This window comes from Rahnella sp. BIGb0603, assembly GCF_024808755.1.
In the GTDB taxonomy this organism is placed as follows: Bacteria; Pseudomonadota; Gammaproteobacteria; order Enterobacterales; family Enterobacteriaceae; genus Rahnella; species Rahnella contaminans.
The window spans coordinates 100,437-115,812 of the sequence record NZ_JANUEX010000007.1 but is presented as its reverse complement, the minus strand read 5'-3'; the positions used below and the strand labels follow the sequence as shown (position 1 = coordinate 115,812).

Genomic DNA, 15,376 nt, shown 5'->3' with positions numbered 1-15,376 from the left:
CCTGTCTCGCAAAACCCTGTGTTTCACGCCATGCTGTCTACATAACGATAAAAACATTAATAAGATGAATACCGGAGACGGCAATGTCCAAATTTCGCAAGCTGACGGAAGCTGATGTCACCCCCGAGGATATCTTTCAGGATCGTCGTAAAGTTTTGCAGGCGCTGGGGATCAGCGCTGCCGCACTGGCGATCCCGGCCAGTGCGCAGGCAGATATTCTTTCCTGGTTCAAAGGCCATGACCGCCCGGCCGCGCCCGCGGGAAAACCACTGGATTTCACCAAACCCGCCGCCTATCAGAATTCACTCACACTTACCCCGGAAGATAAAGTGGAAGGCTACAACAACTTCTACGAATTCGGGCTGGATAAAGCCGATCCGGCCGCTAATGCCGGGCAACTGGTGACGTCACCCTGGACAATAAAAATCGACGGTGAAGTGGCTAAACCGCTCACACTCGATATGGACGACATCATGAAGCGCTTCCCGCTGGAGGAGCGAATCTACCGCATGCGCTGCGTGGAGGCCTGGTCAATGGTCGTGCCGTGGATCGGGTTCCCGCTGAGCTCCCTGCTCAAACTGGCCGAACCGACCAGCAATGCGCGCTATGTCGCGTTCACCACCCTTTATGATCCGGCGCATATGCCGGGACAGAAAGACCGGTTTATCGGCGGCGGGCTGGATTATCCCTATGTCGAAGGATTACGTGTAGATGAAGCGATGCATCCGCTGACCATGCTGACCGTCGGCGTTTACGGCAAAGCATTACCGCCGCAAAACGGTGCGCCCATTCGCCTGACGGTGCCGTGGAAATACGGCTTCAAGGGGATTAAGTCGATCGTGAGCATCAAATTCACCCACGACGAACCCCCGACGACCTGGAACCAGATTGCGAACAATGAATACGGTTTTTACGCCAACGTGAATCCGCATGTTGATCATCCGCGCTGGTCGCAGGCCACGGAACGGTTTATCGGTTCAGGCGGATTGCTCGACGTTCAGCGCCAGCCGACGCTGCTCTTCAACGGTTATGCCGAACAGGTCGCCTCGTTGTATCACGGTATGGATTTGCGCAAGTTCTATTAAGGAAGGCCACTTTATTATGCGTCGTTTACGCCCTGCAAATATCACCTGGCTGAAAGTCATCATCTGGCTTGCTGCCATTTTGCCGTTTTTCTGGCTCGTGCTTTCCGTCGATCAGGGCTGGTTCAGCGCCGATCCCGCGAAAGATATTCAGCATTTTACCGGTAGGATGACTCTGAAATTTTTACTGGTGACGTTGCTGATCACGCCCCTGGCGCGCTACGGCAAACAGCCGCTGCTTATCCGCACCCGCCGTTTACTGGGTTTGTGGTGTTTTGCGTGGGGAACGCTGCACCTTCTCAGCTATTCGTTCCTGGAACTGGGCATCAGCAATATCCGTCTGCTCGGTAGCGAACTGATTTCGCGCCCGTACCTCACGCTGGGAATTATTTGCTGGATATTGCTGCTGGCACTGGCCTGCACCTCAACACTGTGGGCGCAGCGTAAAATGGGCGCATCCTGGCAAAAGTTGCATAACTTTATTTACCTGATCGCAATTCTTGCGCCGATCCACTACCTTTGGTCGGTGAAAGTGTTGTCGCCACAACCGATCATTTACGCAACACTTGCCATCATCTTGCTGGCATTTCGCTATAAAAAATTCCGCCAGTGGCTGCGATAAGTGCCGGAATTTTTCTGTGTTCAGCCCCTCATAATTCGGGTAATCCCCCCCTCATTCTCAGGACGAGGGTTGATTATCTTCGCTGATAAGACCAGTATTTAGCTGCGAATTGCCACGATATCATTATAATGCCCGACCTCATGCCGAAGAGTCGGGTCGATTTGCCGCGAAATAGGTGACAAATCGGTGACATCAGGGTATTTTCTACAATCTTTGTCTAATTGCCGGAGATAGGCTCACAATGGCGCATAAGTTTGACATTTTGCTACTTAACGGTCCTAACCTGAATTTGTTAGGCACCCGTGAGCCCGAAACGTACGGACACACCACGCTCAACGATATTGTTAAAGGTTTGGAAGTTCAGGCTGCTGCCGCTGAGGTCGCACTGAGCCATCTGCAATCGAACGCAGAACATGTCCTGATTGAACGCATTCATCAGGCACGCGGTAATGTCGATTTTATATTGATCAATCCCGCGGCCTTTACCCATACCAGCGTGGCGCTGCGCGATGCATTACTGGGGGTGTCGATTCCGTTTATCGAGATCCATCTGTCGAATGTACATGCCCGTGAAGCGTTCCGGCATCATTCCTATCTTTCCGACATCGCAGTGGGCGTTATTTGCGGACTTGGCGCAGATGGCTACCACTTTGCATTACAGGCAGCGGTTAACCGCTTGTCAAAAACCCACTAATTTCTACGCAAAAAGAGTACGGAATCACACCCATGGATATTCGTAAAATTAAAAAACTGATCGAACTGGTTGAAGAATCAGGTATTTCTGAACTGGAAATTTCTGAAGGTGAAGAGTCAGTTCGTATCAGCCGTGCTGCACCTGTGCAGGCTTATCCTATGATGCAACAGGCTTACGCAATGCCTGCACAACCACAGCCAGGTCTGGCTGCTGCGGTTGCGCCAGCTGCTGCGCCTGTAGAAGCGGCTCCAGCTGCAATCAGTGGTCACATCGTTCGTTCTCCAATGGTGGGTACGTTCTACCGCACGCCAAGCCCTGACGCGAAAGCCTTCATCGAAGTGGGTCAGAAAGTCACCGCGGGCGATACCCTGTGTATCGTTGAAGCGATGAAAATGATGAACCAAATCGAAGCAGACAAATCCGGTGTTGTTAAAGCAATCCTGGTAGAAAGCGGCCAACCGGTTGAGTTCGACGAGCCGCTGGTCGTCATCGAATAACGAGGCGTACCATGGTAGATAAAATTGTTATCGCGAACCGCGGCGAGATTGCCCTGCGTATTTTGCGTGCCTGTAAAGAAATGGGCATCAAAACCGTTGCTGTGCACTCCACCGCTGACCGCGACCTGAAACACGTGCTGCTGGCAGATGAAACCGTCTGTATCGGCCCTGCACCTTCAGTAAAAAGCTATCTGAACATCCCTGCCATCATCGCGGCGGCGGAAATCACTGGCGCGGTGGCTATCCACCCTGGCTACGGTTTCCTGTCCGAAAATGCGGATTTCGCAGAGCAGGTTGAACGTTCTGGTTTTATCTTCATCGGCCCGAAAGCTGAAACTATCCGCCTGATGGGTGACAAAGTTTCTGCGATCCACGCGATGAAAGCAGCCGGCGTACCTTGCGTACCAGGCTCTGACGGCCCGCTGGGCGACGACATGGATTTAAACCGTGGCTTCGCAAAACGCATCGGCTATCCGGTCATCATCAAAGCCTCTGGCGGCGGCGGTGGTCGTGGTATGCGTGTTGTGCGCAGCGACAAAGACCTTGAGCAGTCCATCAACATGACCCGTGCGGAAGCCAAAGCGGCTTTCAACAACGACATGGTTTACATGGAAAAATACCTGGAAAACCCACGTCACGTGGAAATTCAGGTACTGGCAGATGGTCAGGGCAACGCCGTTTATCTGGCTGAACGTGACTGCTCCATGCAGCGCCGTCACCAGAAAGTGGTGGAAGAAGCGCCAGCACCAGGCATTACGGAAGAACTGCGTCGTTTCATCGGCGAACGTTGTTCCAAAGCTTGTGTGGATATCGGCTACCGCGGTGCGGGTACTTTCGAGTTCCTGTACGAAAACGGTGAGTTCTTCTTCATCGAAATGAACACCCGTATTCAGGTTGAGCATCCGGTTACCGAGATGATCACCGGTGTGGATTTGATTAAAGAGCAGCTGCGCATTGCGTCCGGCCAGCCACTGTCAATCAAACAAAGCGATGTGCATGTCAAAGGCCACGCGGTGGAATGCCGTATTAACGCGGAAGATCCAAACACCTTCCTGCCGAGCCCGGGCAAAATCACTCGCTTCCATGCACCAGGCGGCTTCGGTGTTCGTTGGGAATCGCACATTTACGCAGGCTACACTGTGCCTCCGTACTACGATTCCATGATTGGTAAACTGATCACTTACGGCGAAACCCGTGAAGTGGCCATTGCCCGCATGAAAAATGCGCTGGCTGAGCTGATCATCGACGGCATCAAAACCAACATTGAACTGCAAATGCGTATCATGGACGACGAGAACTTCCAGCACGGTGGAACCAATATCCACTATCTGGAAAAGAAACTCGGTTTGCAGGAAAAATAAAAGACCGTACCGTTGCGTACTCTCTTATCAAGGCCGGATATTCCGGCCTTTTTTACGTTTTGGGGGGACAGGAAAATGATCACTGATAAGCGTTTTCTGCAAGCTAACCGCGAAGCCCGCTGGGCCTTTGGGCTGACGATTGCCTATCTGCTGGCGTGGTGTTTCGCCGCCTATATTCCTGATGATAAACAGGGTATTACAGGGTTGCCGCACTGGTTCGAGATGGCCTGTCTGCTGGTGCCTCTGGTCTTCATTCTTTTAAGCTGGCTGATGGTTCGCGTGATTTACCGCGATATTCCGCTGGAGGATCAAGATGCAAACTGAAGTTTTATTGCCGTTGATCGCCTATTTGCTGCTGGTTTTCGGCCTGTCGGTATATGCCTATACCCGCCGCCAGCAGGGCAATTTTCTGACCGAATATTTCCTCGGTAACCGCTCGATGGGTGGCTTTGTGCTGGCCATGACCCTGACCGCCACCTATATCAGCGCCAGTTCTTTTATCGGCGGCCCCGGTGCAGCTTATAAATTTGGCCTCGGATGGGTATTACTGGCGATGATCCAGTTGCCAGCCGTGTGGCTGTCGCTGGGCGTTCTGGGTAAAAAATTCGCGATTCTGGCGCGCCGCTACAATGCGGTTACGCTCAATGACATGCTGTTTGCGCGCTACCAGAGCCGTTTGCTGGTCTGGCTGGCGAGCCTGAGCTTGCTGGTGGCGTTTCTGGGTGCGATGACCGTGCAGTTCATCGGCGGCGCCCGCCTGCTGGAAACCGCCGCCGGAATTCCCTACGACACCGGTCTGCTAATTTTTGGTATCAGCATCGCGTTGTACACCGCATTTGGCGGCTTCCGCGCCAGCGTGCTCAACGATGCCATGCAAGGGCTGGTGATGTTGCTGGGCACCATTTTGCTGCTGTTTGCCGTGATCCACGCCGCCGGTGGCCTGCATACTGCCATCGATAAACTGCAACAGATTGACCCGAAACTTGTTTCCGTTCACGGCGGAGATGACGTTCTTTCACTGCCGTTTATGGCATCGTTCTGGATACTGGTGTGTTTTGGCGTTATCGGCCTGCCGCATACCGCCGTCCGCTGTATTTCCTACAAAGACAGTAAAGCAGTACATCGCGGGATTGTGCTCGGTACGATTGTCGTCGCGGTCCTGATGCTCGGTATGCATCTTGCCGGTGCACTCGGGCGCGCAGTATTGCCGGATCTGAAGATTCCGGATCAGGTGATCCCGACGCTGATGATTACGGTGCTTCCGCCTTACGCTGCCGGTATTTTCCTTGCCGCACCGATGGCTGCGATTATGTCGACCATCAACGCACAGCTTTTACAGTCATCTGCGACTATCGTTAAAGACTTATACCTTGGCATCAAACCGGACCAGCTGGCGAACGAGCGCAAGCTAAAACGCTTCTCGAGCTGGGCGACGTTTGTGCTGGGTTTACTGGTTCTGCTGGCCGCCTGGCGCCCGCCTGAAATGATTATCTGGCTGAATTTGCTGGCTTTCGGCGGGCTGGAAGCCGTCTTCCTGTGGCCGCTCGTACTCGGTTTATATTGGGAACGCGCGAACGCGACGGGTGCGCTGAGCTCAATGATTGTTGGCGCGGTTTGTTATACCCTGCTCGCCAGTATCGACCTGCACATCGCCGGTCTGCATCCGATTGTGCCGTCGCTTTCGCTAAGTCTGCTGGCGTTTTATATCGGCAACAGATTTGGCTCCCCGGCGCGCGAAACCGCACTGAAGCCGTCCTGAGCGGGCGGTACTGATTTTTACAGATTGCTAAGAAGAGAATGGCTATGCCTTGGATCCAACTGAAAATTAATACTACCGGTGAAAACGCGGAAACGCTGAGTGACGCACTTATCGAAAGTGGCGCAGTGTCCGTCACCTTCCAGGATACACACGATAATCCGGTATTTGAGCCGCTGCCGGGCGAAACCCTGCTGTGGGGCGATACCGACGCAATTGGCCTGTACGACGCCGAAACCGACATGGAAGAAGTGGTCGCTATGCTGGAAAACGAACCGCTGCTGGGCAAAGGTTTCGTGCATAAAATCGAACAGCTGGAAGACAAAGACTGGGAACGCGAATGGATGGACAACTTCCATCCGATGCGTTTTGGCGAGCGTCTGTGGATTTGCCCGAGCTGGCGCGATGTGCCGGATCCGGATGCAGTGAACGTCATGCTCGATCCGGGTCTGGCATTTGGTACCGGCTCGCACCCGACTACCGCCATGTGCCTGCAATGGCTCGACAGTCTGGATCTGACCGATAAAACCGTGATCGACTTCGGTTGCGGTTCCGGCATTCTGGCGATCGCCGCGCTGAAATTAGGCGCTAAACACGTCGTCGGGATCGACATCGATCCGCAGGCGATCCAAGCCAGCCGTGATAACGCAGAACGTAATGGCGTTTCAGAGCGTCTGTCTCTGTACCTGCCAAAAGACCAGCCAGAAAACCTGTCAGCCGACGTCGTGGTCGCAAACATTCTGGCAGGCCCGCTGCGCGAGCTTGCCCCGCTTATCAGCGTGCTGCCGGTTGCTGGTGGCCATCTGGGATTATCAGGCATTCTGGCCAGCCAGGCGCCAAGCGTCGCTGACGCTTACCGTGATAGGTTCGAACTGGATGCGGTTGCTGAGAAAGAAGAATGGTGCCGTATTACAGGCGTTAAAAAAGCCTGATTTGTTCCGTACAACCCTTTCTGTTTTGCAGAAAGGGTTAGTTTTATCCGAAAATCCTCCCTGCCCTCCTGTCACTCTGTTCCCTTCCGGCTAAAACCCTTAAAATCAGCACGGTTTTTTTTACTCAATGTTATGAAAGGGATATTTCATGAAACGTGCATTACTGTCAGTTGTGCTGACCGCTTTGACATTTTCGGCTTACGCCAGTGGAACCCCGCACTGGTCTTACAATGGCGACGAAGCCCCGCAAAACTGGTCAAAACTCAGCCCGGATTTTCATCTTTGCGAACAGGGTAAAATGCAGTCCCCCGTCGATATCAAAGACGCCATGAAAGTGCATCCGCACCCGCTGGAACTCAGCTACACCTTACCGCCGGTGAACGTAGTCAATAACGGCCACAGCGTGCAGGTGAATGTCCGGGAAGGTGATTTTATTACCCTCGATGGCGAGAAGTTCGTGCTTCAGCAATTCCATTTCCATGCGCCGAGCGAAAACACCATCAATGGCAAATCCTTCCCGATGGAAGCGCATTTTGTACACATGGATGCAGACGGCGAGATTGCCGTAGTGGCCGTGATGTTTGAAACCGGTGCCGCCAATCCTGAACTGGGAAAAATCTGGCAACAGATGCCGGAAAAAATGGGTGAAACGGTAACTCTGAAAAGCAACGTCGCGCTGTCCGGCTTACTGCCGAAAAATCTGGCGCATTACCGTTTTAGCGGATCGCTGACTACGCCACCTTGTACAGAAGGTGTTCGCTGGCTGGTCATTAAACAGCCTCTGACGCTCTCTGAGCAGCAGTTAGAGAAATTTCAGCATGTTCTTCATCATGCAAATAACCGCCCCGTACAAAGCCTTCACGGTCGCGTGATTGTCGCGGAATAAAACCTCAGAACATCAGGGCCACAGAACCGGCCTTTGTCGCCCTGAAACCTTTCTGAAAACAAGAAATCATCCGAACGTAAAATAAGTCACTTTCTGACCAAAAGACGATCTGCATCACAGAATTTTGTGGTAGTTGCTGCTTAAAACGACAAATCTACCCTTAGATTCAACTGATATAACAGGATGTTTCAGAGAGATGTCAGGAATTTGCACAAGCGCACAATTTGACCGTTGTCACATAACCCAATGTAAAACCAAGATAAAAAATCTAGTTGCGCTGAATTTCACCATTGGCAAGGTATTTTCTTATCCAATTGCTCAAAGTTTGGCCTTTCATATCGCAACGAAAATGCGTAATATACGCGCCCTTGCGGACATCAGTATGGTCATTCCTAGTTCATGCGCATCGGACACATCCAGCTCACAAATTGCCTGATTGCGGCCCCAATGGCCGGTATCACTGACCGACCATTTCGTGCCTTATGTCATGCGATGGGGGCTGGAATGGCAGTATCTGAAATGCTCTCCTCCAATCCGGAGGTATGGCGGACGGATAAGTCACGTTTGCGCATGGTACATAACGATGAACCCGGGATCCGTGCCGTGCAAATTGCCGGCTGTGACCCCGAAGATATGGCGGCGGCTGCACGAATTAACGTGGAAAGCGGTGCGCAAATCATTGATATCAATATGGGCTGCCCGGCCAAGAAAGTGAACCGCAAACTGGCAGGTTCTGCATTATTGCAGTATCCGGATTTGGTTAAACAAATCCTCACTACCGTCGTGAATTCGGTAGATGTGCCAGTCACGTTGAAAATTCGTACTGGTTGGGCACCGGAACACCGTAACTGTGTACAAATTGCCCAATTGGCTGAAGACTGTGGAATTCAGGCCCTGACTATTCATGGCCGAACCCGTGCCTGTCTCTTCAATGGAGAGGCAGAGTACGACAGTATTCGGACAGTTAAGCAGAGTGTTTCCATTCCGATTATCGCGAATGGCGACATAACTGACCCGCATAAAGCCAGGGCGGTGCTCGACTACACCGGAGCTGATGCTCTGATGATAGGACGTGCCGCTCAGGGGAGACCCTGGATCTTCCGGGAAATCCAGCATTATCTGGACACAGGGGAGCTGTTACCTCCACCGCCTATGGGTGAGGTTCAGCGCTTGTTAATAGGGCACGTACGGGAATTGCACGACTTTTATGGTCAAGGCAAGGGATTCCGTATCGCCCGTAAGCACGTTTCCTGGTATCTCCAGGAGCATGCCCCGAATGACCAGTTTCGGCGCTCCTTCAACGCCATAGAGGATGCCAGCGAACAGCTGGAGGCGTTGGAAGCATATTTCGAAAATCTTGCGTAACAAAAAAGAGCTGACAGAACTATGTTCGAACAACGCGTGAATTCTGACGTACTGACCGTTTCTACCGTAAACTCACAAGACCAGGTGACTCAAAAACCTCTGCGTGACTCGGTAAAACAAGCACTTAAGGGCTATTTCGCTCAATTGAATGGTCAGGACGTGAATGACCTGTATGAGTTGGTATTGGCTGAAGTTGAACAGCCACTGTTGGACATGGTGATGCAGTACACCCGTGGCAACCAGACTCGTGCGGCCCTGATGATGGGTATCAACCGCGGTACGCTGCGTAAGAAATTGAAAAAATACGGCATGAACTGATACTAATCAGTCAACCTATTGAAAAAAGGCGCTTTTCCTTAACTGGATTAGCGCCTTTTTGTTACCTCAAAGATTCACCGGACCGCAGGAAACGCCGAACTCAACCCGGTTACGACCGCCCTCTTTGGCTTTATATAACGCCGCATCAGCACTGTTTATCACCGTGTCCGGCATACAGGTTTTTTCGCACAATGCCACACCCGCGGAGATAGTTAGGCGGAAAGTTCTATCGCCCTCAAAGTTGATGAATTCGTTACTGCGCACGGTACTGAGCAGCCTTTCCAGCGTGCTTTCCGCGGTTTTTATGTCCGGGGCATCTATGATCAGCATGAATTCTTCGCCGCCGAAACGTCCGAGGTAATCGCTTCCGCGAATGTTATCGCCAATCAGCGTTGCGATCTCCACCAAAATCTTATCGCCCGTGAGGTGTCCGTAGGTATCGTTAACGGTTTTAAAGAAATCGACATCTATTAAGGAAAGATAAAACCGCTCCCTGCCAATTTTCATATGATTAATATGATCGATAATGCCGAAACGGTTTGGCAGGCCGGTCAGTTGATCGGTTTGCGCACGTTTCTCCAGTACCTTTATATTCAGAAATATTTGAATAATTTTCGCGAAAAAAACATATAACAAAGATAAGAAAAAAATACTGAAAAGCGCCCGAATTATTGAAGAATTAAGTATCTCTCTTTCGTGCAAAAACTGCCAATTCAGAAGAATTGAAAATACGTCCGAGACCGCAATAACCAACAAAAACTTTGTATATTTCCTGCCCCTCCATATTTCTGAAATGAATGACAGCGCAATAAATGAGAGTAAAAATAACGTATAGTGCGGTGAATTATTCACAACCCTTAACAGATGGACTAACCCGCCGAAGAACAATGCATACGGACCAAAAATCAGCGACACGAGAACAATAGGGCATAGCGTCAGGCCCAGCAGGGCATCGCTGCTAAGGAGCGTGTTCTTGTAGATGTAGTTCGCAATCAACCCGCTGAAAATTCCAATAGCTATCTGACACGCTCGAGAGTCAACTTTCTTATGCGCCATCAGATACAGAGAAGGAATTGAAAGAGCAAAATAGACCACGCTGATGATATGAATTGAGCTCGTTATCATAGGCAAAACATCATTATTCATTGAATAATCCTTTACATGTTATTTATTTCATTCCGTTTTAAACACCAATTCATATAAAATAATAATCAAAAAAAACAATAATTATGGGACCCGGCATTAGACATCGATATTAATTGCAATGACAATAAATAGTTTAAATCCTGTCGATCGTTTTATTTAATAGTCCTGCCGTATTTCTGATATGCATTCCAAAAATAAATAAGTCGAAAGTCTAAAAATGCTTCTTAATAACCGGAAGTCTTAGTCCCTCCCCAGTGCGCCAGCCCCGCAAAATCCCCGCTCGTTCTGATGCCGTTTTATGCCTGCGAATTAACTGAACAAAACTTAACCCAGATCAACCCAAATGAGAATAATTCTCCACTCGTTTCGCGATTAGGAATTACTTTATAGAGACAAGAAAACGTCTCTGGGAGTGACAATGATGAAGCAACTTTATATCCGTTTTACCACAGCGCTGAACAAACCTGATCTGGCCATTTTACTGCTGAGGATCACCTACGGCCTGCTGATTTTTCATGGCTGGCATAAGCTACATGACGGGCTCGGGGGCATTCAGGGCATGCTGGCGGGCTACGGCATTCCGGCGTTCGTGGCGTATGGCGTGATCATCGGTGAAGTGATTGCCCCGATCATGATGATGTTAGGGATTTTCACCCGTCTTGCCGCGCTGTCAGCCGCAGCCACCATGGTTGTTGCGTGGCTGATGGTCGGCATCCACCATACTTTTGCGCTGTCACCGGTCGGCGCCTGGGCGATTGAAGATATCGTGTATTACTTCATGGCAGCCGTCGTTATTGCGCTGTTCGGCAGTGGCCGTTATTCCGTGATGAGTAACCCGTTATACCGCTGATTTTCTCTCTCAGCGTGTTTCGCTAACGAGGCACGCTGAGTTTCTGTAAATGTGATTCACCTTTCCAAAAACCCAGCCCCTTCTTTCCACTGGGTTTTCATTGAAACATCCAATAATGGACGTAAAAAAACGGTAAAGAGGGGGTTTATAGGACAACTCCCCTCTCTGGTTAGAGAGTCCGCCATGTTATACTCACATCAAGAGTCGTATTCGCCCCGCTCAACGCCTACGGATAGCCCTTCAGCTTCGCGATCCCGCCTTTTAACAGTGTCTGTAGACAGTAAAAATTGCGTCAACTTGTGTCTTTCTCAAAACATTTTTGATCGTCAGTTGTCCCAATATTTACCAGACAATCCGTACCGCGGCTGAGCTATCTCGTTACGCGTTACCCCCAGTTTTTTTATGCAGATGATTAGGCTTTTATGACTTCTCCTCGCTTTCGTGCATCGTTCTTACATCCGCGCTACTGGCTCACCTGGTTTGGGCTCGGTGTCCTGTTCCTGCTGGTTCAGCTTCCCTATCCGGTACTTTACCGTCTGGGCATCTGGCTTGGCCGCACGTCTATGCGCTTTCTCAAACGCCGCGTGTCGATCACCCGCCGCAACCTGCAACTGTGTTTCCCGGATTTGCCTGCCGATCAGGTTGAAGCCCGGATCATTAGTAACTTTGAATCTCTCGGCATGGGCTTGCTGGAAACCGGCATGGCCTGGTTCTGGTCTGACGCCCGCGTTAAACGCTGGTTTGACGTCAGCGGCCTGCATAACCTGAAAAAAGCGCAGGAAAACAATCAAGGCGTGCTGGTTATCGGCGTACATTTTATGTCACTGGAACTGGGTGGCCGTGCGATGGGGTTATGTCAGCCGATGATGGCGATGTACCGCCCGCACAACAATAAAGCGATGGAATTCGTGCAGACATGGGGGCGTATGCGCTCCAACAAAGCCATGCTCGATCGCAAAGATTTACGCGGTATGGTTCACGCGCTGAAAAAGGGCGAAGCCGTCTGGTTTGCACCGGATCAGGATTATGGCCCGCGCGGCAGCGTCTTCGCACCGTTGTTTGCCGTTGATCAGGCCGCAACGACCAGCGGGACTTTCATGCTGGCACGTCTGGCAAAACCTGCGCTGGTGACCGTGGTTCTGGTGCGTAAAGCCGGCGGTAAAGGTTACGAACTGGTGATTCAGCCACAGTTAGAAGATTACCCGATTGACGACGAAATGGCCGCCGCGGCTTACATGAACCGCGTCATTGAAAAAGAAATCATGCGTGCGCCCGATCAGTATCTCTGGCTGCACCGCCGCTTCAAAACGCGACCGGCGGGAACACCTTCGCTTTATCGATAGCCGCAAACGCAATAAGATATCAGGCCCGGTGCCCCCGCATCGGGCTTTTTCTTTGAGAAACCTTCAACGCGAGATACCTCTTCTTATGGCTAAAAAACCCGATGCGACACCTTCCATCTTTGATCACCTCAAAGATGACGACAGCTTCGATCTGTGGGGCCGTTCAGGCCTCAGCACAGCGCTCAATAAAGCCAAACCGAAAGCACCGGACAATGAGCAGATTGCCGCCGCGCGTAAACTGATTAAAGGCAGTAAAACGCAGGCCGAATGAAGATGTAAAACCGCGCCCGGCGAACCCACCTCGCGTGGGTTTTTTAATGCCTTTCGTACCGGCAAAATGCCTGATGAGAATTTTTCAAACGACAATGTAATGACATTTCTGTAACCTCTCTTTTTACCTGCCCTGGAGAGAAGTGATGAAAAACTCTGTACGTCTGGCGCTGGTCGGAGACTACCACTCCGCGATCACTGCCCACCAAGCCATTCCCCTTGCCATCGACCTCGCAGCACAAAATTTCAGCATTGAAATCCACGCCGACTGGATCGCAACCGACACAATCACCCCTGAAATTCTCAAGAATTACGATGCCTTCTGGTGTGTGCCCGGCAGCCCGTACCGCTCAACCGAAGGTGCGCTGAGTGCCATCCGTTTTGCCCGGGAAAATCGCAAACCGTTTCTGGGAACCTGTGGAGGATTCCAGCACGCCATCATTGAATACGCGCGAAATGTGATGGACTGGCAGGATGCCGGACACGGCGAAACCGACACCGAAGGCCGTCTGGTCATCAGCGCGCTGTCATGTGAAATGGTGGAAGTCAAAAGCGAAATTACCTTTGTGCCGGGCAGTATTCCGGCGCGCGCTTACGGCAAGCTGGAAGTGGAAGAAGGCTACCATTGCCGCTATGGCATCAATACTGAGTTTCAGGCCGCGCTGGACGCACAGCCACTGAAAATGGTCGGTCACGATGCTACCGGCGAAGTTCGCGCTATCGAATTACCCGGTCATCCATTTTTTGTCGCGACCTTGTTTCAGCCGGAGCGCGCCGCACTAAAAGGTCAGCTTCCGCCACTGGTAGCTGCACTGATAAAGTCCCTGCTCTGAGTCATTCCTTTTCTAAATGTCTCTCAGGCCATCCGGTCTGAGGGATTTACTCACCGTTTTGCCTCATTTTTTTACCAAATATGTCACCGCATTTCCCTTACCTTCAAAGACCGCGATCTGCACTCCAATATTGAAATAATCCGCCCCCTTTTAAAGCAGTCACATTGACCGCGCACTCAAACAGGGCAATAAATTTTATAACGCCCGTCAATGTTACTGTGCAATTCCAGTGCGTGACTTGATTGATCGGGCGTTTTCCATGTTGGCACTCCCTTTGCAAAGACAGGTGCAGAGGGCATTGCCCCATAAACAGACAGGGTGCTCCGGCACTCACACAATAATAATTCTCAGTTTTGTCTCACAGGACGCTTTATGAAAAAAATATTGCTCTCAACGCTGATTGCCGCAGCAAGCTTCGTGACACTGGCTGGTCAGGCCCACGCAGGTACCACTCTGGATGCTGTTAAAAAGAAAGGATTTGTTCAATGCGGTATCAGCGATGGCCTGCCAGGTTTCTCCTACGCTGACTCCAAAGGCAAATTCACCGGTATCGACGTTGACGTCTGTCGCGCGGTGGCTGCTGCCGTGTTTGGTGATTCTGAGAAAGTGAAATACACCCCGCTGACCGCAAAAGAGCGTTTCACCGCCCTGCAGTCTGGCGAAGTGGACATCCTGTCCCGTAATACCACCTGGACCTCTTCCCGCGACGCGGGCATGGGCATGATTTTCGCCGGCGTAAACTATTACGACGGTATCGGCTTCCTGACACACCAGAAAGCCGGTCTGAAAAGCGCGAAAGAGTTGGATGGCGCAACCGTCTGCCTGCAAGCCGGTACGGATACTGAACTGAACGTAGCCGATTACTTCAAAGCCAACAAAATGACCTACACTCCGGTCACCTTCGACCGTTCAGATGAAAGCGCCAAAGCGCTGGACTCCGGCCGTTGCGATACCCTGGCTTCCGACCAGTCCCAGCTGTACGCACTGCGTATCAAACTGGGCAAACCGGATGACTTCATCGTTCTGCCAGAAGTCATTTCTAAAGAACCTCTGGGGCCGGTTGTTCGTCGTGGCGACGAAGACTGGCTGGCTATCGTGCGCTGGTCTCTGTTCGCGATGCTCAACGCCGAAGAAATGGGCGTCACCTCTGCCAACGTCGATCAGCTGGCTGCCAATCCAACCACGCCTGACATGAGCAACCTGCTGGGCAAAACCGGCACTTATGGCGCTGACCTGAAAGTGCCTAATGACTGGGTAGTGAAAATCGTTAAACAGGTCGGCAACTACGGCGAAAGCTTCGAGCGTAACGTCGGTCAGGGCAGCGAGCTGAAAATCAAGCGTGGTCAGAACGCATTGTGGAATAAAGGCGGCATCCAGTACGCACCACCTGTCCGCTAAATATCCTTTCTACAAGAAGTTGA

The 15,376-nt window shown here is 51.3% G+C and carries 17 protein-coding genes; 16 read left to right on the top strand and 1 reads right to left on the bottom strand.

Annotated elements, in window-relative coordinates; genetic code table 11:
- Nucleotides 1-83 precede the first annotated feature (83 nt).
- From msrP to fis, 11 genes are all read left to right on the top strand, one after another.
- Nucleotides 84-1,085: a protein-methionine-sulfoxide reductase catalytic subunit MsrP gene (gene msrP / locus M2403_RS18640; RefSeq protein ID WP_217154237.1), complete on the top strand. Its 1,002-nt coding sequence runs from the start codon at nucleotides 84-86 to the stop codon at nucleotides 1,083-1,085.
- 16 nt (nucleotides 1,086-1,101) lie between these two features.
- The gene (gene msrQ / locus M2403_RS18635) at nucleotides 1,102-1,704 is read left to right on the top strand and encodes a protein-methionine-sulfoxide reductase heme-binding subunit MsrQ (RefSeq protein ID WP_165061321.1); all 603 of its coding nucleotides are present in this window, start codon (nucleotides 1,102-1,104) and stop codon (nucleotides 1,702-1,704) included.
- Between the two features lie 241 nt (nucleotides 1,705-1,945).
- Complete coding sequence (gene aroQ / locus M2403_RS18630; RefSeq protein ID WP_152327367.1) at nucleotides 1,946-2,398, top strand: type II 3-dehydroquinate dehydratase; 453 nt, start codon at nucleotides 1,946-1,948, stop codon at nucleotides 2,396-2,398.
- A 32-nt stretch (nucleotides 2,399-2,430) separates the two neighbouring features.
- Nucleotides 2,431-2,895 carry an acetyl-CoA carboxylase biotin carboxyl carrier protein gene (gene accB / locus M2403_RS18625; RefSeq protein WP_104924226.1) on the top strand — a complete coding sequence of 155 codons (465 nt, stop codon included), beginning with the start codon at nucleotides 2,431-2,433 and terminating at the stop codon, nucleotides 2,893-2,895.
- 11 nt (nucleotides 2,896-2,906) lie between these two features.
- Complete coding sequence (accC, locus tag M2403_RS18620; protein ID WP_101074928.1) at nucleotides 2,907-4,256, top strand: acetyl-CoA carboxylase biotin carboxylase subunit; 1,350 nt, start codon at nucleotides 2,907-2,909, stop codon at nucleotides 4,254-4,256.
- A gap of 75 nt (nucleotides 4,257-4,331) precedes the next feature.
- Nucleotides 4,332-4,580: a YhdT family protein gene (locus M2403_RS18615; protein ID WP_104924224.1), complete on the top strand. Its 249-nt coding sequence runs from the start codon at nucleotides 4,332-4,334 to the stop codon at nucleotides 4,578-4,580.
- Complete coding sequence (gene panF / locus M2403_RS18610; RefSeq protein WP_152327368.1) at nucleotides 4,570-6,015, top strand: sodium/pantothenate symporter; 1,446 nt, start codon at nucleotides 4,570-4,572, stop codon at nucleotides 6,013-6,015. The genes M2403_RS18615 and panF overlap by 11 nt, the downstream gene beginning before the upstream one ends.
- 44 nt (nucleotides 6,016-6,059) lie before the next feature.
- Nucleotides 6,060-6,944 carry a 50S ribosomal protein L11 methyltransferase gene (gene prmA / locus M2403_RS18605; protein WP_259230473.1) on the top strand — a complete coding sequence of 295 codons (885 nt, stop codon included), beginning with the start codon at nucleotides 6,060-6,062 and terminating at the stop codon, nucleotides 6,942-6,944.
- 148 nt (nucleotides 6,945-7,092) lie between these two features.
- A complete protein-coding gene (locus M2403_RS18600) occupies nucleotides 7,093-7,830 on the top strand; it encodes a carbonic anhydrase (protein ID WP_217154235.1) in 738 nt (245 codons plus the stop codon).
- Between the two features lie 399 nt (nucleotides 7,831-8,229).
- The gene (dusB, locus tag M2403_RS18595; protein ID WP_152327373.1) at nucleotides 8,230-9,195 is read left to right on the top strand and encodes a tRNA dihydrouridine synthase DusB; all 966 of its coding nucleotides are present in this window, start codon (nucleotides 8,230-8,232) and stop codon (nucleotides 9,193-9,195) included.
- Between the two features lie 21 nt (nucleotides 9,196-9,216).
- Nucleotides 9,217-9,513, top strand: coding sequence for a DNA-binding transcriptional regulator Fis (gene fis, locus M2403_RS18590; RefSeq protein WP_004097144.1), 297 nt, complete (start codon nucleotides 9,217-9,219; stop codon nucleotides 9,511-9,513).
- Nucleotides 9,514-9,579: 66 nt separating this feature from the next.
- Here fis and M2403_RS18585 read toward each other — a convergent pair whose 3' ends face one another.
- The gene (locus M2403_RS18585; RefSeq protein WP_259230469.1) at nucleotides 9,580-10,659 is read right to left on the bottom strand and encodes a GGDEF domain-containing protein; all 1,080 of its coding nucleotides are present in this window, start codon (nucleotides 10,657-10,659) and stop codon (nucleotides 9,580-9,582) included.
- Nucleotides 10,660-11,077: 418 nt separating this feature from the next.
- Here M2403_RS18585 and M2403_RS18580 point away from each other — a divergent pair, with 418 nt between their 5' ends.
- The 5 genes from M2403_RS18580 to M2403_RS18560 all read left to right on the top strand — a co-directional run bounded on the left by M2403_RS18580 (nucleotide 11,078) and on the right by M2403_RS18560 (nucleotide 15,353).
- Nucleotides 11,078-11,509, top strand: coding sequence for a DoxX family protein (locus M2403_RS18580; RefSeq protein ID WP_374101264.1), 432 nt, complete (start codon nucleotides 11,078-11,080; stop codon nucleotides 11,507-11,509).
- Nucleotides 11,510-11,931: 422 nt separating this feature from the next.
- Nucleotides 11,932-12,852, top strand: coding sequence for a kdo(2)-lipid IV(A) palmitoleoyltransferase (lpxP, locus tag M2403_RS18575; protein ID WP_152327375.1), 921 nt, complete (start codon nucleotides 11,932-11,934; stop codon nucleotides 12,850-12,852).
- Nucleotides 12,853-12,937: 85 nt separating this feature from the next.
- On the top strand, nucleotides 12,938-13,123 hold the full coding sequence (locus M2403_RS18570; RefSeq protein ID WP_195816284.1) for a hypothetical protein: 186 nt from the start codon (nucleotides 12,938-12,940) through the stop codon (nucleotides 13,121-13,123).
- A gap of 145 nt (nucleotides 13,124-13,268) precedes the next feature.
- The gene (locus M2403_RS18565) at nucleotides 13,269-13,955 is read left to right on the top strand and encodes a CTP synthase (RefSeq protein WP_217154233.1); all 687 of its coding nucleotides are present in this window, start codon (nucleotides 13,269-13,271) and stop codon (nucleotides 13,953-13,955) included.
- A gap of 372 nt (nucleotides 13,956-14,327) precedes the next feature.
- The gene (locus M2403_RS18560; protein WP_152327378.1) at nucleotides 14,328-15,353 is read left to right on the top strand and encodes an amino acid ABC transporter substrate-binding protein; all 1,026 of its coding nucleotides are present in this window, start codon (nucleotides 14,328-14,330) and stop codon (nucleotides 15,351-15,353) included.
- Nucleotides 15,354-15,376 lie beyond the last annotated feature (23 nt).